Source organism: Lederbergia panacisoli (assembly GCF_024626525.1).
GTDB lineage: Bacteria > Bacillota > Bacilli > Bacillales > Bacillaceae_C > Lederbergia > Lederbergia panacisoli.
In genome coordinates, this window is the sequence record NZ_JANJGU010000002.1 from 421,648 (window position 1) to 443,391 (window position 21,744).

Here is a 21,744-nt window from a genome sequence, read left to right on the forward strand (position 1 = left end):
GTAAACCACCATATGCTTTATAAGCATATTTTAAAATTTGGCGCATTATAGTTTTAAAAACTCGCAGGCATCAAAGAAATATAAATATTTTCCGATTACTGGCTTTTTCCAAATTTCAGCAATGGCTTGTTCATAAAAATTCAATTGTGTTTCATAACGTCTAGAGAGAATCTTTTTTGCCTGTGAAAATCCATTAGGGAATCTACCTTGGATCGCATCTGTTTTATAATCTAGTAAAATTACCCCATCTTTTTCTTCAATAATACAGTCGATGATTCCTTGGACAAGCACTTTTTCATCAAGTCCATCCCAGTCAGAATAAACTTCTCGCGCTGGGATCCCCATTGTAAACGGAACTTCACGATGAACTTTTTTAGCTAAAATTGTTTTTTGACCAATCTCACTTTCAAAAAACTGAATTATTTGTTCGCTTGAGACTACTTCAGCCTGTTCGGAAGTGAGGATTTCTTTTTGGTTTAGTTCCTCTAATAACATCTCTATCGATATTATTGTCGGATGCTCATCAAGCGGAATATGCTGCATAACCGTATGCATCGCTGTTCCTCGTTCCGCAGGTGTTAGAATCCCCTTTTCACTCATAAACTTTGGACGATCATATTGCAGTTTGCTATCCTTTTTCATTAACTGTGTAGCACTTGCTTCATCTCTTGTTTCAAACATTCGTTTAATCTCGGATACGGATTGTTTAGACATTCGTTTGGTCGAAAAAGGATAAGCATATTCCCATGATAGTCGCGAGATAACTTCCTCTTTGTACGGCGATTCACTCTCGATCGCATTTCCATTCTTGACAGATTCCTGCCAATTTTCATCTCCATTATGTTCGTTCTCTATATCTTGATCAAATTGGTATTTTGACAACACTCTAACTTTCCAGCGTGAAGGATGTTCCGCTATTTCGTTATCCAGCTCTCCTCTGCCCGTTCCGCGAATCTCTTCTCCATCTTCGTGTCTTATAAGGGCCATACCAATCCAGTCAAGGTAGGAATTGGCTTGTGCACGATCATGGTCTGATAAGAGCCACCCTGATTGATTCATCGCCTTCATCCACTTTTTCATTTCTTTATCAATGTTTTTAACAGAAGCGACCAAAAATAGCTTTTCTTTCGCCCTTGTCAAAGCAACATAAAGTACACGCATTTCCTCAGAAATCAGTTCCATCTTTTTCTTTCTTTTTAAAGCTAATTGTGGAAGTGAAGAATATGAAATGCGTTTTTCAGGGTTCACAAATTTACACGCAAACCCAAACTCCTTATCAAACATATAATTACTGTATAAGTCTCTCATATTAAACTTTCTAGCAGTCCCTGCGACAAAAACAACAGGGAACTCCAAACCTTTGCTTGAGTGAATCGTCATAATCCGAACGACATCTTCCTGTTCTCCAAGAGCACGTGCCGCCCCTAAATCATTTCCTCTTTCTCGCATTCTTTCAACAAATCTTAGAAAACGAAATAACCCCCGAAAAGAAGTATTTTCATATTGACGGGCTCGGTCGTAAAAAGCTCGTAAATTCGCCTGCCGTTGTTTTCCACCCGGAAGTCCACCGACAAATTCATAAAATCCTGTGTCGCGGTAAAGCTGCCAAATCAGTTCTGATAAAGCCCCGCTTCTGGCCATGCTTCTCCACTCATGAAGTCTATTAAATAAGTCAGAAACCCGTTCCCAAGCATTAGCAAATTCATGATCAGGAATATTTGATATAAACGATTTTACTGCTTCGTAATAACTACCTCTCCTTGATTGCAACCGGATATGGGCTAGCTCATCTTCTGATATGCCTATAATTGGAGATCTGAGAACTGCCGCAAGCGGTATATCTTGATCAGGATTATCAATGATTTTAAGTAAGGACATCATAATCGCTACTTCAGTAGCATCAAAATATCCAGTTGATAAATTAACATGTGCTGGTATACCTGCATGCTTGAATTCTTCCATTATATCCGGCGCCCAACTAAGTGAACGAACTAGAATGACAATATCTTTATAGCGAATGGGCCGTTCACTCTTTGTTTTTAACTCGTAAATAGGGTTCTCTTCGTCAATCATTTTCCTAATTGTATCTGCCATATAACGGGCTTCCAATTTCGTTTGTTCTAATTCATTTTGATCTAAAACATCATCAGTTGCTTCTACCTCTTGTAATGTTTCATCATCGGATTGATTGATGATGGCAACTTCAATCGGAAATGGCTCTTCATTTGAGTAACCCGAGCCTTTTACGAGCTCTGCATCGCGGTTATATTCAATTTCCCCCACTTTTTGCCCCATGATCTGTTTAAATAAATAGTTCACACCATCAAGTACTTCTGCCCGACTGCGGAAGTTGCGGGAAAGGTCGATCCGTAAGCCTGTATTTTCTCCCTCACTCGTAAAGCGCAAATATTTTCCGAGAAATAAATTAGGCTCAGCAAGACGAAAACGGTAAATCGATTGCTTTACATCTCCAACCATAAAGAGATTTCCGTCAAACTCACTATCTTTCGATACCAACTTAATAATAGTTTCTTGAACCATATTCGTATCTTGATATTCATCAACAAGTACTTCTTTAAACTGATTTCGATAGGTTAGGGCTATTTCAGAGGGAATAATTTCGTTCTTCCCCTCTTCACTATCCATCAGAATCTCAAGACATAAGTGTTCCAGGTCCGAAAAATCGACTAGTCCTTTTTCCGCTTTTTCCATTTCAAAAATGCGTGAAAACTTTTTAACAATCTCAACTAATGTGGAAAGGACCTGTTTCATTTCCTGCATATCTTTTAAAAACTTATCGGGAGTTTTAGAAAATAACTCCTTTGAGAGCTTGTCCAGTATTCCCCGGGCAGCTTTTCTTAGCTCATCAGCTTCCTTTATTAAGTCTGGATCATATTCATCGCCCTTGCATGTTTTGGCTCTCGTAAAACTCCAATTATTCATTGTTTCGTATAGAAGATCCCAACCTTGGCCAGCTGCTCGTTCCATCGCTTCCACGATTGAAAGATCAGCTACATAATTTTCCGCCCTTGTTGCAGGTCCTCCTGGAGTTTTTGATATATATAACGCTTGCTCAAGCAATTCTTTCGCTCCTGATAATTGAAGCTGAATATCAAATTTTAATATATCGATAAAAGGAAGGTTTTCTATATTCGTATTTTCCGTCACATCATACATTTCTACTATTTGATCGAGCCATTTAAATGGATCTGGATGGGACCGAGAAAAATCATAAAGCTTAAGAACTAACTCTTGTAAGGCACTATCGTTTCTGTCATTCGAAAATGTATCAACAAGCTTATAAAATGATTCATTTCCTTGCTCCCCATATTCCGTTTCGAAAAGTTCATCGAGAACTTCATCGCGAAGCAGGTCAGCTTCCGTTTGATCAGCAATTCGGAAACCAGGATCGATATCGATCATATAATAATATTTCCTTACAACCTCAAGACAAAATGAATGCAAGGTGGAGATGGCTGCACTGTTCAAAAGACCGAGCTGCCTTCGTAAATGTGATGATAATGGATCTTGATCTATAGCCTTTTCAAGTGCCTCACCTATTCGATGCCTCATTTCTGCAGCAGATGCATTCGTAAAAGTCACTACGAGCAATTGATCAATATTTAGCGGATCTTCACTCTCTAATATTTTTTGAATAATCCGTTCCACGAGAACGGCCGTTTTCCCCGATCCCGCAGCGGCTGCAACTAAAATATCTTGATTTTTCGCCATAATTGCTTTCCACTGATCATCTGTCCATGTTACATGCTCTGGCTTAGTCGGAATGATTGTTTTCAAGGTTAATTCCCTCCTCTCGAATCCTAGCAAATACATCTTGAGAGTTTTGCTGAGGAATAATGCGAAAACGATTATTTTCTAATGATTGATCAAACTGGCAAACAGATTTATATGAACAGAATTGGCAAGGTGTTCTGTCTCCTAGCTTATACGGATCAATATCGACATCACCTTGAATAATTCGATTTCCAGATTCCTGATAAAGATTACGAACAAACCTTCTTAATGTTTTAAAATCTTCTTCACTAGCAGAACTTCCTTGAGATTTTGCCGACAAACTTCCATCTTTATTTAAACTTGCCGATATAACGTTTGAAGTTCCAGTTTCCAAGGAATTGTCCATAAGGCGAATGATATCGGGATCACCTAGCAACATCCCTTTCATTTTAAATTCCTTCAACATTTCATTTTCAATATCCTCCAATGTCAATATTTTTTCACTCGTAATCATTGGATTGTGGACATGAAAATATAAAACGCCCGCAGGTGTCGCTTCCGCACCTATCAATTTTTGTGAATGAGTGATGATAATATCTAAATAAGTAAGCATTTGTAATGCAAGACCGTGATATACCTCATTCAAATCCAAAGCTCTTGAGCTGGACTTATAATCGATGACGCGTAAATATACTCCATTTTCATTTTCCGCCTTATCGACTCGATCGATTCTACCTTGAAGCTGCATCTTTATCCCGCTTTTCAACGTAAAGGCGAGTGGAGGCAACTGTTTAAACGGCCCGAAATCAAGCTCTAATCCGACAGGTGAAAACCCACTTACTTTGGCGTGGCTGCTTAGTGTGTAGGATGCTCTCCCGATAATTTGTTCAAGCTTCCTCTTAATATAAAAATGTCGATTCGAGCTAAGCAGAATTTGATTTTGCAATTTTGGTGCAAATTGTTCTACAGCCTTCTTCGCGAGCCATTCACATTGCTCTTTCGTAAGTCTAGACCATGCGAGTCCGTTTCTATCCACTTCCTCTGAAATCCACTTTAGCGCTGCATGGAATAAATCACCGATATGTGGTGCATCTAACCTATAAATCTCCCTTTCACGCAATCGAAGTCCATGTGACGTAAAATGGGAAAAAGGGCACCCGTGAAAAAGCTCCATTCTTGATACACTGGCAAGCATTTCATCACCATATAATTCTTTGCTTGTTTTTTCAGATAGTGTTTTCGTTTCATTTTTATAAAATAGGCTTGAAAGAATCCTTTTGGCTTTTTGATTATATTTAGGTTTCTCCATATAAAAATTGTAAACATCCCACCAGAAATCAGCGATTGGATATCCTCGTGCTTTTAATTGCAATTGAGCCGTTAAATAGGCTATCGCAGTGTTTGGATGTGAAACATATGCAAATTGCTCATCCATTAAAAGTTCACTCGGCTCGTTTACTTCACTTATTTCTTTTATTTCTGGAAAAAGCTCTTTTAATCTTTTTATATAAGGAGAGGGCAACAATCCCTTTCCCTCGTCATTCGCAAGTGGATACGATAAATAAAGACGCTGCTCTTGAACTGTAAAAGCCCTGTATGCGACAAAATCCTCATCCAGTAGTCTTTCTTTAGCACCCGGGGCTAGCACTAGCCCTATCCCGCTTAATTCACTACGATCCTCATCTGACAATGTCCCCTCATCCATTTGCTTTGCAGGTATAACACCATCATTTAAGCCAATAACAAAGGAAGCCTTTATGTTTGAAAGTCGGGATAATTCTAAGTCTGCAACAAACACCTGATCAATAGCGGGCGGTATCAATGAAAATTTCGCAGATTCCAAACCTGAATCGAGAATATCGATGAACGTTTCAATCGAGATTAGCTCATCACCCATCACTTCAACAAATTGATCAAGTAAATCTATAACCGCATTCCAAGCTTGATCATATTCTCTCGAAACGACTAATTGGCCCTTTTCTTCGGCAATATTACTTTTTTCTGCTAGTTTGGTTGGAATGTCTAATTCCTCCAACGCTAAATAAACTGCTTCACATAGCTCACGTCCACTTTTTGCTTTTTTTAACCTTCTAGAAAATCGCAAAAGGGGTACAACGACTAGATTTCGCGACTCATTTATTTCCTCTTCCATTTTCTTTTCGGCATCTGTTTGTGGTGATACTTCATACTCAAGTCCGAAGAAACGCTTGTAGCTCCAAGGTTTTTTATCAATCCATTTATCACCTTTTATCCCGTTTGCAAGTACATAATTTTCGAGCCTGTCCATTTGTTCCCTTAGCATTTCCATATCGGAGCCTACAGGGAAAAGCAAATCTGTCTTAATTGCTCGAAACACCGGTTCGTATCTCCAATTGCTTTTCATAATATCAAGTGAACTGCGGATCAATTCAATGAGTGGATGATTTAACATCGGGCGTTTTTGATCAACGAAAAAAGGAATCTCATGATCATAAAAAACAGTTTCCATCATCTCCTGATATTCTTGGCCATTTCTCGTTAAAACAGCAATATCATGAAAACGATAACCTTCCTCCATAACTAGCCTGCGGATTTCTCTTGCTGTGCTTTCAACTTCTGCACGCCTATTTGCCGCTTCTCTTATTTCAATTGCCGGCCTATAATGCACGGAATTGATTGGACGTTTATCAAACCGAGCCTGCAAGTACTGTAACCCTTCATCTTGAAATCTTGGTGTTTCAGCAAGAAAAACATCCTCTTCCAATAAGATGCCGTTTCCAAGAGCCATTTCATATAAATCAGAATACGTTTCCCCTGTTAATCTGAATAAATTTAGATCGTCCGGCTTTACACCATGTTTGTAGGGACGATCCAAAACGAGAGCAATGGATATCCTTCTACAATATTTCATTAATTGTTCGATCACTCTTTTTTCCTGTGGAGTGAAATTATGGAATCCATCTATATAAATTTCTGCATCCTTTAAGTAATTTGAATCCTTAATCGAATCAGCAAGCAAATGTAAAAAATCATTTGAATTAGTGTATTTACCGATGAGTGATTCCTCGAACTTGTTATAGATTAGTTCAAGATCATGCAACTTATCCGCAAGGGCTCGAGTGGATGCTTTAAAAACAAGCTCTTCCTTAGATTTTTTAAGATCCTCGGGTAAAATACAATAATGCTTAAATTCAGTAAGCATTCGTTCAATATGCTCGATAAATCCTTTTTTATCAGCAGCTTTTTTAAACAATTTTAAATCATCTTTATTGTCTTCGATGATTTTTCGAATTAACATATTTAAACCAATACTGGAAATGTGATTTCTACTTGCTCCTCCCGTTTCTTGGAGGATTTTCCAAGCTAGACGTGTGAAACTAAACACCTGTGTACGAATCATTCCCGATAATCCAGGTGTATTAACTAAACGATACTCCGATAAAAACGTCATTTGTTCCGGAACAATATATAGAACAGGGTGACCATCGGGATGGCTCATCAGTTTTTCTTTAATTTCATCCAGGAACAATGCAGTTTTCCCTGTCCCTGACCGCCCAATGACGAAACGAAGCGACAATTTTCCCAACCCCTTTAAGTAAATACAATTTATAGTTATTATACCATATCGAACATATGATCCTAAAATAAAAATCTTTAGTTAGTGATTGAATTCATTACCATTACTGAAGCGTGCAACCTTTTTGTAAATTCAGTGTTTAATTTTACTGAAATTGTATAATGATGACTATTATTTTTGATATTATTTGCGCATAGCTTATCAATAGGCATACTTCATAAGTAATAATTGTAGTTCTCTGAAAATCTCTATAACTAACGGTTTGAGGTCTAAACTTCATGCTTGATCGAGACTGAAATCTTGGATATCTTTACTTTCAGTCCCGATTCATGCTCAATCGAGACTGAAATCTCGTAATTCTCAACTTTCAGTCCCGATTCATGCTCAATCGAGACTGAAATCTTGTGATTCTCAACTTTCAGTCCCGATTCACGCCCTATCGAGACTGAATCTTGTATATCTTTACTTTCGGTCTCGATTCATGCTCAATCGAGACTGAAATCTCGTAATTCTCAATTTTCAGTCCCGATTCATGCCCTATCGAGACTGAATCTTGTATATCTTTACTTTCAGTCTCGATTCATGCTCAATCGAGACTGAAATCTCGTAATTCTCAATTTTCAGTCCCGATTCATGCCCAATCAGTCTCAATTCATTCTGACTCAGCAATCTTCCTTTCTAACATAATAAACGGCTTTCGCACTTTCCATAGAATAAAAGTTTTTTACCAAGACTCTTTGAATCGCTTTCTTAGAAATAATACCATTACACCATTCAAAGATATCATTTGTTGTGATTTTTCTTTTTGGAAATAAAAGGTGGTATTCATCTAGCTTCGTAAAATTGCCGCGGTTTTATTTTGGATCACTCCACAATTTTTACAGATGAAAGTTAATTTTTTGATTTCCAAATTAAATGAATAGCAACAAGAACACGAAATCCCTTTCCGTAATTCCTCATAACTATATTCCGGGATTTTCGTATTACGTGATCCAGTCTTGTGTAGGGAGACTAACTTATATGCTAATTTCTTATGGTGTTCGTATATATTTGAAGGTATTTTATTCAATTCATTAAAAAACCGATTTAATTGGGATGGAAATATAATTGGGAGATTTCGTGGGGAGTTGTATAAGTGGAAATCGGGATTAATATACACGAGATAGGATTTGATAGGACTGTTGTACTCTAAATCACGAAGCAGCATCTGAAAAAGTAATTGTTTTCTTTCCAACTGAGACACCGGGTCTTGTAGTGGGGTTCCGTTAAAGTAAAGCCATTGATTGTTTTCAATATAATAGTCCCCTTCATGATTTTTGACCTCAAACAACAATATAGAATTTTGGGCAATAATAACAGCATCGATTTGGAATTCCGTATTATTTCTTTCTAACAGTAAATCATTGAGGTTAAGCCAATCTTTTGAGGGCCGCTCTACTCTCTCGTCAAAAATCAGCTACCCTCCATAACCTTTTTCAAGTCTTGCAAGATGACTCGTATCCTCTTTCGACATCACCTTCCTACTATTAATAATCTTATATATTTTCAATTCTTTACTTTCTTTTCGCGGTTTAATAGTCATTTTCCACATCCTCTTAATATAGTTATCATAATTGTATGAAATTTTACCTACCTTAACAAGGTATCTTGCTTAACGTAAAAAAGCTACCCAAATATATAAGGCAACTTTTCATCCTCGAGTATGAGCTTTATTCTTCATTCTGCTTTCGATATGCTTCCCGGCATACCAAAGAATAAAGATTATGATAATGACAATCCCTGTTCGAATCGGCTGTTTAATCAAAGAAACAATGTCATATCCGATAAAACTTAATGTAAAGATCATTACTGCCTTTCCACCAATAACAGCAAACATATACTGGTAAATATTGATTTTCGAAAGCCCCGCAACAATATTGACAATAGCTGATGGTGTAAAAGGGAAACATAATAATATAAATAGAGGACCAAAACCTCGTCTTTCTACCCATGTTGTTAAACTTTGCACTTTCTTATTTCTCTGTAAAAATCGAAAAAAACGAGAGTCTCCATATCTCCGTACTAGCAAAAAAACCAATAGTGCTCCTAACGAAGAGCCTAACCATGAAAAAAAGAAACCCCATCCTAGACCAAATGCATTTGCATTAGCCATCACAAAAAGAAATAAGGGGAGGAATGGAAGAAAAGCTTCTAATAAGGGTAATAATATACCCGGAAGAGGGCCAAACGAGCGGTATTTATCAATTAAATCAACTACGTTTTCCATTGTAAACCATTCTTTGAATGAATAAAAATCCATGAACATTCCTCAATTCACAATATTAAGAATAGAGAGTAAACCTCCTTAAAATCAGGTAAATTATATCACATATTTGATGATCCTTTGTTACAGATTACCCAATAATTACTATTGATAATCCTTTCGATTTCGTTAAAAAGAAAACAACCCATAGCAACTGGCACTACGGATTGTTTTTATACTATCGTTTTACTTTTTCCTTCTTATATTTTTCTGTTCGTTCATCATTGATTACTCCTTGCCAATTGATACCGAAAGCAAAATCATACGTATTTCCTTCAGAGTCCGTATGGCATTCCATATCATGTGGAACATCTTCGAATTGTTCTTCAACAGTTTTCATATTGGCAGGCATTTGCATAGGAAGAAGCCCCGATGGTTCACTATCCCCACTAATGATATCAAGTAGCGCTTGATCCTGTACGCCGAAATTTGCGAGAACCGCGTCAACTTCTTTTTCAAACTCTTCAACAACAGCAGGTTTAGAAAGGAGAAGCGAAACAATAACTGGTTTTCCCTTCATTGCTTTTTTTGTCTCCAAAATTAAATCAAGATCCGTTGTATTAGGTGGTGTGAATGACTTATTACGGTAATTTCGATCAAGAACCTCCCTAGAATCACCTGCAATACTTTTTTCTCGCGCATATTCTGCTTTATAAGGCTTGTACTGTAGGCTGATTGGAACATAACCAGTTCCCCCAGCTTCAGCATCTTCCTTGGTAAAGCCAGCACCCTCGGGATTTGCGATTGCAACAATGGCAAAATCTGCTTCATCAGGATTATCCGTAACAGTATAATAATTCTTCACGATATCCAAATTAAGCGGATATTCAAGTCTTTCGGGTATAACATGCCCAAACCAGCTTCTGCCTTCAGCAATATAGCGTTTCGGAATATATACTGTCCTGCCTTTTTGAAGTGGCAACACGTTATTTTGATTTTTTAATAAAACTAAAGATTTTAATTGGGCTTCATACCCTGTTTTCATAAATTCTGCGTTACCAACAATCTCTGCGCTCTTTTCTGGCAGTAAATACGGATTTTTAAATAATCCTAGCCTAAAAATATTTAATAGAAGCCGCACAGCAGACTCTTCGAAACGTTGGCGCATATACTCCCCACCGTGTTCTTTTACACCCATTTGGTATGCTTCAATAATCGGTCCTGCTTCATTATTTCCACCAAACTGATCAACGCCAGCCATTAATACTTTATAATGCCGTTCTGCAACAGTTAAGTGCTCTACACCCCAAGACTTTCCTGCAAAAATATCAACGGTTGGCGGTTCATCCGCAGTAATCATCCAATCCGTACAGACAACACCATCATAACCGTATTTTTCACGAAGTAAAGTTTGAATGATGTATTTATTATATGAGTTTCCGACATTTTCCTTTGTTTCATGATCTTGTTCATATGAAATTGTGTAATACGGCATAACCGCTGAGGCCATTTTTGTTTTTCCAGATAATTTGAAGGCACCTTCAGTAAAAGGAATTAAATGTTCATCGAAATTATCCCCTGGATAAACAGCGTATTTTCCAAAGCCCCAATGAGCATCCCTCCCACCTTCTCCAGATCCCCCGCCTGGCCAATGTTTAACCATCGCATTTACACTATCGTAGCCCCATCCATCCGTAGTTTCATTCTCCTTTTCGGATGTTTGAAAGCCGTCTACATAAGAACGTGCTAAATCAGTTGTTAGCTTTGGATCCTCCCCGAAAGTTCCATTGAACCGCATCCATCTTGGATCTGTTGCTAGATCAATTTGCGGCGATAAGGCGGTTGTAATTCCTAAAGCCCGATATTCCTTGGAAGCAATTTCTCCAAACTCTTTCACTAGATCAGGATTAAAGGTTGCAGCAAGTCCAAGAGTTTCTGGCCACATCGAGATGGCTCCGCCAGCACCGGCATTAAATTCCGCACTCGCAATCGATGCATGACGTGGGTCCGAACTATTATTAATTGGAATCCCTAGCCCAATTCCTTCTACAAGCGCTTGAGCATTATTATTCCATTTCGCTGCAACTTCTGGACTCTCTACAGTCGTAATCAATACATGGCGCAAATCATCGTTAAGTAGGAAATCCTTTTGTTGATCAGATAAATCCGCGGAATTCGCCCCGCTTTCATCAAATGGTTTCCCATCAAAAGTTCCGGGAAAAAAGCCTTTGGATGCTGGAATGGCTTGATGGCTGCTGTAAAGCATTAATCCCGCAATTTGTTCAATCGTCATTTTGGAGGCAAGGTCTTTTGCTCGCTCTTTAGGTGTAAGACGCCAATCCTCATATTTATCAAGCTTTCCATCTTTGCTTAAATCTTTAAAATACTTGCCGTCAACCTCTAAAATTTGGACACCCGATTCCGATGAATATCCAAGAGTCGGTCCACCTTCATTTTTTACATATTTAATTGCCATATGATATCTCCATTCTTATGATTCTATTAAACCTAAGTTAACTAGATTATCATAGCTTATTTTTAAGCTTTCAAATGGATCTCTATCACTTTCATCTTGTTCAACGATTAACCACTTCGTGCCGATTTCCTCCGCTACGCCAGCTATTGCTTTAAAATCAAGAATTCCTTCTCCAATTTCAGCAAATGGTTCCTTCACACCTTGGGCAAAAAGTTCTTTCAAATCTAAGATTCCCTCACCAAACCCTGTAGAGACTTCCTCTCCTCCAGCTTTCATATCCTTAATATGAAGCAGAGGGGCACGGTTTTTTAATTTACGAAGATATTGAACAGGATCTTCCCCGCCCCTTCTAATCCAATACGTATCAAGCTCGGTTTGAACAAGCTCTGGATCTGTTTCACGAAGCAAAATATCTAATACATATTCTCCATCTACTTTAAAGAATTCCCAATGGTGATTATGATATAGGAAAGTAATTCCACGCTTACGGAACTGATCGCCGACTTTATTCATTTTCTCTGCTTTTTCCAAGACATCTTCCCTTGATTTAAAAATCATCGATATTGTGACAAATTTTTCTCCATTGATTTCTTCAAGATAATCTGCAATTTTATCCACTTCAAAATCCAATGTATCAAAACCTGCGTGCGTACCAACTACCTTAAGTCCTAATCCATCTAAAAGTGATTTTTGTTCTGCAATTGTCATACCTTCCGGCGGCGGTCCAAGTTCAATCCCTTTATAGCCAATTTCAGCCACCTTTTTAATAGAACCTACATAATCTACACTCATTGCCTCACGAATTGTGTAAGGCTGAACACCTATAAGAAACTTTTTCATACATTTATCATCCTCTCAAAATATTAATCTAATACATTATCTTTAAGACCAGTTGGCAATGCCGCTGGACGGTCTACCATTGATTGAACAGAAATGTGTTTTTCGCTCTCTGATGCTTCAAAAATACTTAGTGAAATATCTAATATATGTCTTGCCAACTCTCCACTTGCTCGATGTTTTCTGCCTGATTGAATGGCGTAGGCCATATCAGCAACGCCAATTCCCCTGCTATCTTCATTAAAACCGTGTGTAAGCGGAATCGACTTATTCTCAAAATTTGAATATTGAATGGTTACATCACCAATAAAGCCGGGAATTGGGCCAAAAAAGTTTGGATCAGGAACAGTCAAATTACCTTTCGTTCCGAAAATTTCCATTCTTGGGCGATAACCAAAGCTTTCTTTTGCAGCTTGCACATTGGCAACTGCCCCACTATGAAAATCCAAAGTAGCCGCAACATTAGTAGGAGCTTCCACCGGGAATGTTTCTCCAAAACGCGGAGATTTTTCATTTGTAATGGTAACCTCTTCATGAAGTTTTTGTGCAGATCCGGTTACTCTTTTTACAGGTCCCAACATTGCGACTAAAGCTGTCAAATAGTATGGTCCCATATCCATGATTGGATCCCCGCCGAGCTTTAGGAAATTTTGAAAATTCGGATGCATGCCATCAGCCGCACTTCCCATAATGATAGAAGCATTCGCTGCATATGGTTGCCCAATTTCTCCATCTTCAATTAGCTTAATACAAGTCTGAACGCTAGCGCCTAGGAAAGTGTCGGGAGCACAGCCTACAAGTAAACCTTTTGATTCTGCTAGATTCAGAACTTCATCTGCGTCATCACGATTAAGAGCAAACGGCTTTTCCGTATATACATGCTTGCCGGCATGCAGCGCTTTCATATTGAGCATTGCATGAACTGCTGGAGCTGTTAAATTAATCACAATTTCAATTTCTGGATTAGCAAGCAACTCTTCAACAGAGCATGAAACAGGAACGTTAAACTCCTCCGCTCGTTTTGCTGCAAGCTCTGGAACTAAATCCGCAACTGCAACAACTTCTAAAATATTGTTGAAAACTTGTGTGCAATTTTTGAGGTAAATTGCACTGATCATGCCGCAGCCAATGACACCGACTTTTACTTTTTTCATCTCTATAACCCCCAACAAAATAATAATAAAAATCCTCATATTATATTAATTTTCTACAAAACGATAAACTCCTTTAAATTTCGTAAAAAAACAGATAGAAAATTTTTAAATTTTCTATCTGTTTCAATTTACAGCTGGCATCACTGGCCGTCGTCATTGAATTACTAGCCGTCTCATATTATAGATATTTCACAAACCAATCTCTAATATATTCCAACCTATTAATTCTTAATGTCGGTTTTCCGCTCCTTGAAAGCTCATGATTGGATTCAGGGAAGCGAACAAATTTCGTCTCTTTTTTACGATGTTTTAAAGCGATGAACAATTGCTCAGCCTGTTCAATCGGACAGCGATAGTCTTTTTCACCGTGCAGAATCAACAGTGGGGTTTCCACTTCATTAACATATTTAAGCGGTGAATGATTCCAAAGTTTTTCGATATTATCTAGGTCAGCTAGAATTTGCCAGTCTGTAAAGTAATAGCCGATATCACTTACACCGTAAAAGCTGATCCAATTCGAAATGGAACGCTGGGTAACGGCTGCTTTAAAGCGATTAGTATGGCCGACGATCCAGTTTGTCATGAACCCTCCGTAGCTGCCACCAGTTACTCCAAGACGATCTTGATCAATAAAATCATAACGTTCTATTGCATAATCGACGGCAGCCATTAAATCATTATAATCATTGCCACCGTAATCACCGCGAACTGCATCGACAAATTTCTGACCGTATCCATGACTTCCGCGGGGATTCGTGTACAGGACCCCAAAGCCTTGGGCAGCTAGGATTTGGAACTCGTTAAAATACGTGTTTGCATACATGGCATGTGGACCGCCATGGATTTCAAGAACGAGCGGATACTTTTTCCCTTCTTCATATCCAACAGGCTTCATAATCCAGCCGCTAACCTTCCAGCCTTCTGCCCCTTCAAATTCAAATGCTTCTGGAATAGATAATTCTCGCGTTTGTAAAAGTTCCTCATTGACCTTTGTGAGTTGTTTCTTTTCGCCAGTTTTTAAATCTACGTAAAATAAATCACCAGGATTTGTTGTAGTGCTAATAGCGACTACCGCTTTATCATTTTGGACATCGAGTGAAAATCCGTAAACATATTGGTCATCGTTAATTGCTGGATATAATTCTCCGGAAAGATTTCCGAAATAAATAGCCGTATTTCCATGATCCGAAACTTGGAAATAAAAGCTATTGCTGTCCTCTAGCCACTGTACTCCAGGTGCCACAGTACCTTGAAGGAAATCTCCGACAACAAAATCTCCGACAGGTGCGTCAAAATCACTTGTTATACATGTTTTGCCGTCATTTTCAAAATCGTAAATCCAAAGCTTCGCATGAGTCGCATTCTCGAATTCTCTCTCGCTTCCGACATAAGCAAGGTAACGGCTGTTTGGTGACCATGATGTTTGATAAAACATACCTGAACCTTCGGTGAGCTTGCGAGATTCTTTCGTTTCTATGTCCAATAAATAAATATCACTCATGAAAGAAAAATCAAGATCCTCAGTCAGGTCTCCTGTATAAGTAATATACTTTCCGTCAGGTGACCATGAGCCAATTTGGAAATTATGTTTCCCTTGCACAATAAGCTCTACATCGCCAGATTCTATATTAACGACCGCAATTTGATTAAATTGTTCCATATCGATAAATCCAGCTGCATCGGATTTATGTTTCATTTTTTCGATTTCAAGCGGCTTTAGTTCCTTTTCTTCCTTTTTATCTGTTTCCGCTTTATCTAAAATCGTTTCGTCTTTCCCTAATTTCACGGAAAAAGCAAGTTTCTTTCCGCATGGAGACCAAACAGGAGAGGTTGCGCCATTTTTACAATCGGTGATTTGCTTCGCTTCCCCGCCTGCTTTAGAAAGAACAAAAATTTGCGGTTTGCCATTTCGTGTAGAAACGAACGCAATTTTGCTGCCATCCGGAGACCAAACCGGTGAATTCGTTTTATTTTCTCCGAATGTCCATTGTTGAGGAATTTTTTCATTCAAATTTATGTAAAATAAGTTAGAAACATAGTCCTTTTTCTTTTCATCAATATGTGTCTCAACATACACAACCTCAGTACCATCCGGTGATAGTTGCGGATTAGCTACTGATTTTAATTCATATAGATCTTTTGGTTTAATTCCTATTGTCATATTTCATCGCCCTTTCTAGTTGATTCTTTACATTATACAATATTTCGACACCCTAAGTATTTTCCCTGCTTAGGAAGGAAAAAGTTTTTTTCAGCCCATTTTCATGTTGTCAGGATTTTAATCTTGCTATACATATTTTTTCTTAGTATTATATAAGGGAACGGATGTTCTTATTAGGAGGTATCTATATGACGAGAATTCCTACTGGTGATCGAGATATTATTGAACAGGCAATATATTTACCTATGCTGCTTACAGTATTAAATCGGGATTTAATCGTAGTAAATGCAAGTTCCTTTAAATTAAAAAAACCTTATTTAGAGCTGATTGAAGAAACAATGAAGGCAATTCAAAAGGATCTCGCTGAAGTAAGGCGCTATTTGCATAAAAACAATATAAAAGTGGAGCGTCTTAAATCGGATGATGCCTTTACAATGTATGTTTTTATTTATAAAGGATACGAAGAGGAGCATAATTACTTTAATCCAAGGCTAAGGAACAAGACGGAAGAATTGCTGCGTTATTATTTATTTGGGAGGTATAAAAATATACACATTGAAAAAAAAGCGTAGCTGCTTCGCAACAAATACGAAGAGCTACGAGGTTTATTCCAAAAGTGAATGTGGGATAAGTGGCTGTGCACCCATCTGAGTAACAACGAAAGCAGCAATCTTCGTGGCAAACTCTATTGAACTTCGAAGTGAATTTCCACGACAAAGACCTACAGCAAATGCTCCATTAAATGCATCTCCCGCCCCAGTTGTATCAACCGCATCAACCTTCGAGGCTTGTACCCAACCACTTTCTTCATGGTTCATATAAAAAGACCCTTTTGAGCCGAGTGTAACAACTACCGTTCCGACGCCCTTGTCCAATAATAGACTGCATGCAGCCCGTATATCTTCCTCCGTCGTCGTTTCAATACCCGTCATCTGTGCTAGCTCTGTTTCATTTGGTGTTAAAAAAGTAACATTCTTTAATAATGAATCCGGCAATTTTTGCGAAGGAGCTGGGTTTAAAATAACGATTTTCCCATGTTGAGCGGCAATTTCCACTGCCTTTTCAACTGTATCCAGCGGAACCTCCAGCTGAAGTAGAAGTGCTTTACTCGATGAAATGATATCAGCCTCCTCTTCAATTTGCTTTGGTGTAACTAAAAAATTGGCTCCAGGAAACAAAACAATTGCATTATCGCCCGTCTCTGTCACTTGTATAATCGCTTGCCCAGTCGCTCCTTCTTTTTGAACGGAATCAATATAAACGCCTTTATCTTTTAGATTATTTAGCGCTTGATCACCAAAATCATCATTGCCGACTTTTCCAATAAAATGAACATTTGCTCCTAGCTGGCTGGCAGCCACAGCTTGGTTGGCCCCTTTTCCGCCGAAATGAACACTATGTGACGTGCTATGCAGTGTTTCACCATTATTTACAACATAGGGAACACGATAAACAAGATCAATATTAATGCTGCCGACTAATGAAATATCCATTACCCTATCGTCCTCCTGCAATATCTCTTTCTTTTATTAACGACAATAATTGGCTCTTTGTTAAAATACCTTTTTCAAGACCTAACAAATTTGCCATTTTAGCAACTGCTGGCGGTTTAAGCATGCTTTCTTCTAAAATATCATGATTATAAAAAATATACTCTGAATCATCATCTGCAATAATCCGTCGATTAGCCATCACGACAATTCTAGAAAAGTATTCTGTAACAAATTCCATATCATGTGTAATCGTAATAACCGTCTTTCCCTTGCTTTCTAATTCTTCAAGAAGTTTACCTAATAAATCCAACCCGACCCGATCCTGTCCGGCGGTCGGTTCGTCCAAAATAATGACGTCAGAATCCATTGCCAAGACCGAAGCAATCGTAACAAATTTACGAACTGAATATGGTAGATTATAAGGATTTTCTTCGGCAACATTTCTAATCCCGCATAATTCCATCGCCCAATCCGTTAATTTCTCCACACGCTCCGGATCAAAACCCATATTTTTTGGGCCAAACTGCACTTCTGATTCTACATCGTTATGAAATATTTGGTCATCTGGATTTTGAAAGACATACCCTACCTTTCGGGATACTTGTGCCGTTGTATAATCTTTTGTATTCCAGTCTCCTACAAAAACCGCTCCTTCAGTTGGCTTTAAAAGACCATTCATTAATTTAACAGCAGTCGTTTTACCAGCGCCATTTTGCCCAATAATTGCAAGACGTTGACCAGAAGGCACTGTAAGTGTTAAATCTTCCAATGCTTTTGTTCCATCGGGATATGAGAAACTAACGCTTTTCAATAAAAGTTCAGTCATGAGCACCCTCCCCCATACTTGTCCAACCAATACTTTCAGGTAGTTCTTCATCACGAATTGGAACAAACTTTAGTTTTACACCATTTTTTTGTAACTGAAGAGCCACCTCTGTTACGTGAGGATATTGAATTTGATATTCACCATATCGAGGATCTGCAAAGATTTCTCTTGTCGGTCCTTGCAAAACAATCTCCCCATTATGAAGTACTATAAGATTATCCGCATATTCAGCGATTAAATCCATTTTATGTTCTACTAAAATAATCGTCTTTCCCTTTTCTTTCATAAGCCGAATAATATCAAATACATGTTCTGTCCCAATTGGGTCTAACTGAGATGTTGGCTCATCAATGACGAGAATATCAGGATTCATAACGATGATGGAAGCAAGGGCAACACGTTGGCGTTGGCCGCCTGATAGTCCCATTGGATGTTTATCCTTCAAATGCTCAATTTTAACAAGCTTCAATATTTCCTTTACCCGTTCCCGAATTTCGTTTTCCTCAACTCCCAAGTTTTCAAGTCCATAAGCTACTTCGTCAAAAACTGTATCTTTTACACCTGATACTTGAATGAAAGGATTTTGAAAGACATATCCAATTTTTTCGCCTAGTTGGCCTAATTGGTAATCCAAAATATTCTTTTCATCTACTATGACATCTCCTTCAAGCTCACCTTTGTAAAAATGAGGAATGAATCCACGGATAATATTACAAAGTGTTGTTTTACCTGAGCCATTATTACCGATAATAGCCGTAAATTTTCCCTTTTCAATTGTAAAAGATGCATTTTTTATAATCCGATCATCACTTACAGGATATTGGTAAGAAACATTTTTCATTTCAACGATTGAATTCATGTGAGTACCCTCCATAATACTAGACCTACCAAGATGACGATGTAGACAAATGGCAGAATTCGATCAGCTGTATTTTTAGTCAGCTTATGCAAACTAGTTTTTTTTGTTGGAGCGGAAAAAGCTCTGGATTCCAAAGTGATCGCCCGTTCTTCCGTACTTGATATGGAAGATAATATGAGTGGTGTCAGAGTTGGAATAAAAGCTTTTGCTCTTACAAATAAAGATCCCTCTGTTTCAACCCCACGTGTTTTTTGAGCATCCATAATGGTGTTTGCTTGGCGTCTCATTTCTGGAATAATTTGCAATGTGGATAAAACAACATATGCCCCCATTGGAGGTAGTCCAGCATCTTCAAGTGATTTCACAAAGTCACGCACTTCAGTCATACGAAAAAATAATATAAATGCAGAACCCATTGCAAGAATTCGTGAAGAAAGAGTTAATCCATAATTTAAACCTTCCTCTGTCCACTTTAATATTCCCCATTGTCCTATGACATGATCTCCGGGATAGAAAAAGAGCTGCATAAGAAAAACAATGATAAGTAAAAATAATAATGCTTTCATAACCGTTCCAAAAAATTCTTTTGCTACACCTGCCGCGACAGCGATAAGAAGCAAAATGCCAAAACTTAAGAATGAGAATAAATACCCAGGAACAATAAGAACGGCAGCTGATATAAACAATGCAAAATAAAACTTAGTCATTGGATGCAACTGCAGGATTATATTTTTCTGCATTGTAAACCCTCCCTGAAAAAATGGCTCTTTCCGCTCATATGAACGGAAAGAGTTGATGATCCAATCATTTGCGGCCGCCGCGCTTCATATAAAGAAGTCCGTAATTCATTTTGGATAAATAGCGGTCCGACATTTTTCTTACAATAAAATATACGATAAGGACAGATACAATTTTGTCAGCAATTTCGAAGATGAAAGATGAAGCAAATACTGCTCCCCATATTTCTTGGCCTGATGCAAGTAAAGTTGCTGTAAGAAGAGAAGACGTATTACCTGTTGCCCCACCGAACACAAGTACAGTAATCGGAGCAGATACAATGACGGCGATAAAAGTAACGATAATACCAGAAATAATTGATTTTGGAATATTTTTAAACATACCTGCTTTCGACAAATACCCTACTCCTACACCAATAGCTATAGATGTGATGGCATATGGAAAATAAACGGGATTAAAAATACCATTGATTAGATTTGTAATTAATCCAGCGAGCAGTGCTACCCAAGGTCCCGCAATAACCCCAATTAAGATTGTACCAATCGTATCGAGAAAAATAGGGAGTCTTAAAACGTTTGCAATTTGAAAACCGACAATGTTTACTGCTACACCAATTGGTATGAGGAGCATAGCCATCATATTGAAATCATCTTTAAAACTTCGTTTCATCTTGTTTTTCCCCACCTTTTTAAATTATTGACCGATATATCGGCCCATTTCTTTAATCGCTTCCATAAACTGATTAACAAAAGCCTCACGCTGTACCGAATGCAAAACCTTTACATTATGAGGTTTTCCTGAATTCTGCGTGTAATCTACAACAGTCGCACCAGCAGTATAGCGTCCTTCCGTCTCAATGGCTACATAGCAATCATCCCCTTCAAAAAGTTCTGGAGTGACAACGTAAGAAACGGCGCAAAGATCATGTAAACGAATACCATTTTCAAAATCCGTTTCTTGAAACTCATTGTTTTTTGCAGTTTGTATATAAAAACGAAGCATTGAAGCAATTTTTTGCGCCAAATCGGTACCCATAGTTTCAATTTTTTCTAACTCTTCCATATTGACATATGCTTTATGAGTAACATCTAGTCCACTCATTACAATCGGGATTCCTGAACGAAAAACGATATCGGCTGCATGAGGATCAACATACACATTAAATTCTGCAAAAGGGCTCATATTTCCGGCAACCGCAGCACCTCCCATATAGGAGATATAGCTAATTTTTTCCTTTATTTCCGGATGGGCCAACAACAAGGCGCCTATATTGGTAAGTGGACCAGTAGCTATTAGAACGACAGGTTCTTCACTTTCAGATAAGACTTCCTTTAAGGCATTGATTGCAGTTCTATCACTTTCATGTAAATCGGGTTCCGGAAAGATTACTTCTCCGAGTCCACTTTCTCCATGAACATAGTCTGCAACTTCAAGCTCTCGAAAAAATGGTTGGTCTAATCCTCTCGCTATTTCAATGCTTTGTTTCATGTAACTTGTAAAAGCTCTAGCGTTGTAAATCGTTTTGTCTTGCGTTTGATTACCTGGTTCAGTCGTGATTAACTTAATATCTAGTTCATCTCGGGAAAAGGCTAATAACAAGGCCATAACATCGTCTATTCCTGGGTCGCAATCTATGATTACTGGTATTTTATTCAACGAATTCACTC

Annotated in this window: 16 protein-coding genes; 1 reads left to right on the forward strand and 15 read right to left on the reverse strand. The window is 38.1% G+C overall.

The window, feature by feature from the left end; genetic code table 11:
- Positions 1-45: 45 nt before the first annotated feature.
- From addA to NQ185_RS05055, 9 genes are all read right to left on the reverse strand, one after another.
- Positions 46-3,798: a helicase-exonuclease AddAB subunit AddA gene (gene addA / locus NQ185_RS05020; RefSeq protein WP_257580478.1), complete on the reverse strand. Its 3,753-nt coding sequence runs from the start codon at positions 3,796-3,798 to the stop codon at positions 46-48.
- A complete protein-coding gene (gene addB / locus NQ185_RS05025; RefSeq protein WP_257580479.1) occupies positions 3,776-7,291 on the reverse strand; it encodes a helicase-exonuclease AddAB subunit AddB in 3,516 nt (1,171 codons plus the stop codon). Before addB ends, addA begins: the two co-directional genes overlap by 23 nt.
- Before the next feature lie 829 nt (positions 7,292-8,120).
- Positions 8,121-8,747: a nuclease-related domain-containing protein gene (locus NQ185_RS20310; RefSeq protein WP_373370781.1), complete on the reverse strand. Its 627-nt coding sequence runs from the start codon at positions 8,745-8,747 to the stop codon at positions 8,121-8,123.
- On the reverse strand, positions 8,748-8,873 hold the full coding sequence (locus NQ185_RS05030) for a hypothetical protein (RefSeq protein ID WP_257580480.1): 126 nt from the start codon (positions 8,871-8,873) through the stop codon (positions 8,748-8,750).
- Positions 8,874-8,981: 108 nt separating this feature from the next.
- Positions 8,982-9,590, reverse strand: a complete 609-nt coding sequence (locus NQ185_RS05035; RefSeq protein ID WP_257580481.1) for a TVP38/TMEM64 family protein — start codon at positions 9,588-9,590, stop codon at positions 8,982-8,984.
- A 181-nt stretch (positions 9,591-9,771) separates the two neighbouring features.
- Positions 9,772-12,009 (reverse strand): glycoside hydrolase family 3 protein, encoded by a 2,238-nt coding sequence (locus NQ185_RS05040; RefSeq protein WP_257580483.1) that lies wholly within the window; start codon positions 12,007-12,009, stop codon positions 9,772-9,774.
- Positions 12,010-12,024: 15 nt separating this feature from the next.
- Complete coding sequence (locus NQ185_RS05045; protein WP_257580484.1) at positions 12,025-12,849, reverse strand: sugar phosphate isomerase/epimerase family protein; 825 nt, start codon at positions 12,847-12,849, stop codon at positions 12,025-12,027.
- Between the two features lie 23 nt (positions 12,850-12,872).
- The gene (locus NQ185_RS05050; protein ID WP_257580486.1) at positions 12,873-14,000 is read right to left on the reverse strand and encodes a Gfo/Idh/MocA family protein; all 1,128 of its coding nucleotides are present in this window, start codon (positions 13,998-14,000) and stop codon (positions 12,873-12,875) included.
- 178 nt (positions 14,001-14,178) lie between these two features.
- The gene (locus NQ185_RS05055; protein ID WP_257580487.1) at positions 14,179-16,161 is read right to left on the reverse strand and encodes a S9 family peptidase; all 1,983 of its coding nucleotides are present in this window, start codon (positions 16,159-16,161) and stop codon (positions 14,179-14,181) included.
- Positions 16,162-16,349: 188 nt separating this feature from the next.
- On the opposite strand from NQ185_RS05055, the gene NQ185_RS05060 reads away from it, so the two are divergent.
- Positions 16,350-16,733 carry a YhjD family protein gene (locus NQ185_RS05060; RefSeq protein WP_257580488.1) on the forward strand — a complete coding sequence of 128 codons (384 nt, stop codon included), beginning with the start codon at positions 16,350-16,352 and terminating at the stop codon, positions 16,731-16,733.
- Positions 16,734-16,766: 33 nt separating this feature from the next.
- On the opposite strand, the gene rbsK is transcribed toward NQ185_RS05060, so the two are convergent.
- The 6 genes from rbsK to NQ185_RS05090 all read right to left on the reverse strand — a co-directional run bounded on the left by rbsK (position 16,767) and on the right by NQ185_RS05090 (position 21,742).
- Positions 16,767-17,654: a ribokinase gene (gene rbsK, locus NQ185_RS05065; protein WP_257580489.1), complete on the reverse strand. Its 888-nt coding sequence runs from the start codon at positions 17,652-17,654 to the stop codon at positions 16,767-16,769.
- A gap of 4 nt (positions 17,655-17,658) precedes the next feature.
- On the reverse strand, positions 17,659-18,480 hold the full coding sequence (locus NQ185_RS05070; RefSeq protein WP_257580490.1) for an energy-coupling factor ABC transporter ATP-binding protein: 822 nt from the start codon (positions 18,478-18,480) through the stop codon (positions 17,659-17,661).
- Positions 18,473-19,339: an energy-coupling factor ABC transporter ATP-binding protein gene (locus NQ185_RS05075; protein WP_257580491.1), complete on the reverse strand. Its 867-nt coding sequence runs from the start codon at positions 19,337-19,339 to the stop codon at positions 18,473-18,475. Before NQ185_RS05075 ends, NQ185_RS05070 begins: the two co-directional genes overlap by 8 nt.
- Positions 19,336-20,079: an energy-coupling factor transporter transmembrane component T family protein gene (locus tag NQ185_RS05080; protein ID WP_257580492.1), complete on the reverse strand. Its 744-nt coding sequence runs from the start codon at positions 20,077-20,079 to the stop codon at positions 19,336-19,338. Before NQ185_RS05080 ends, NQ185_RS05075 begins: the two co-directional genes overlap by 4 nt.
- A 64-nt stretch (positions 20,080-20,143) precedes the next feature.
- On the reverse strand, positions 20,144-20,746 hold the full coding sequence (locus NQ185_RS05085; protein WP_257580493.1) for an ECF transporter S component: 603 nt from the start codon (positions 20,744-20,746) through the stop codon (positions 20,144-20,146).
- Positions 20,747-20,770: 24 nt separating this feature from the next.
- Positions 20,771-21,742 (reverse strand): nucleoside hydrolase, encoded by a 972-nt coding sequence (locus tag NQ185_RS05090; RefSeq protein WP_257580494.1) that lies wholly within the window; start codon positions 21,740-21,742, stop codon positions 20,771-20,773.
- Positions 21,743-21,744: the final 2 nt, after the last annotated feature.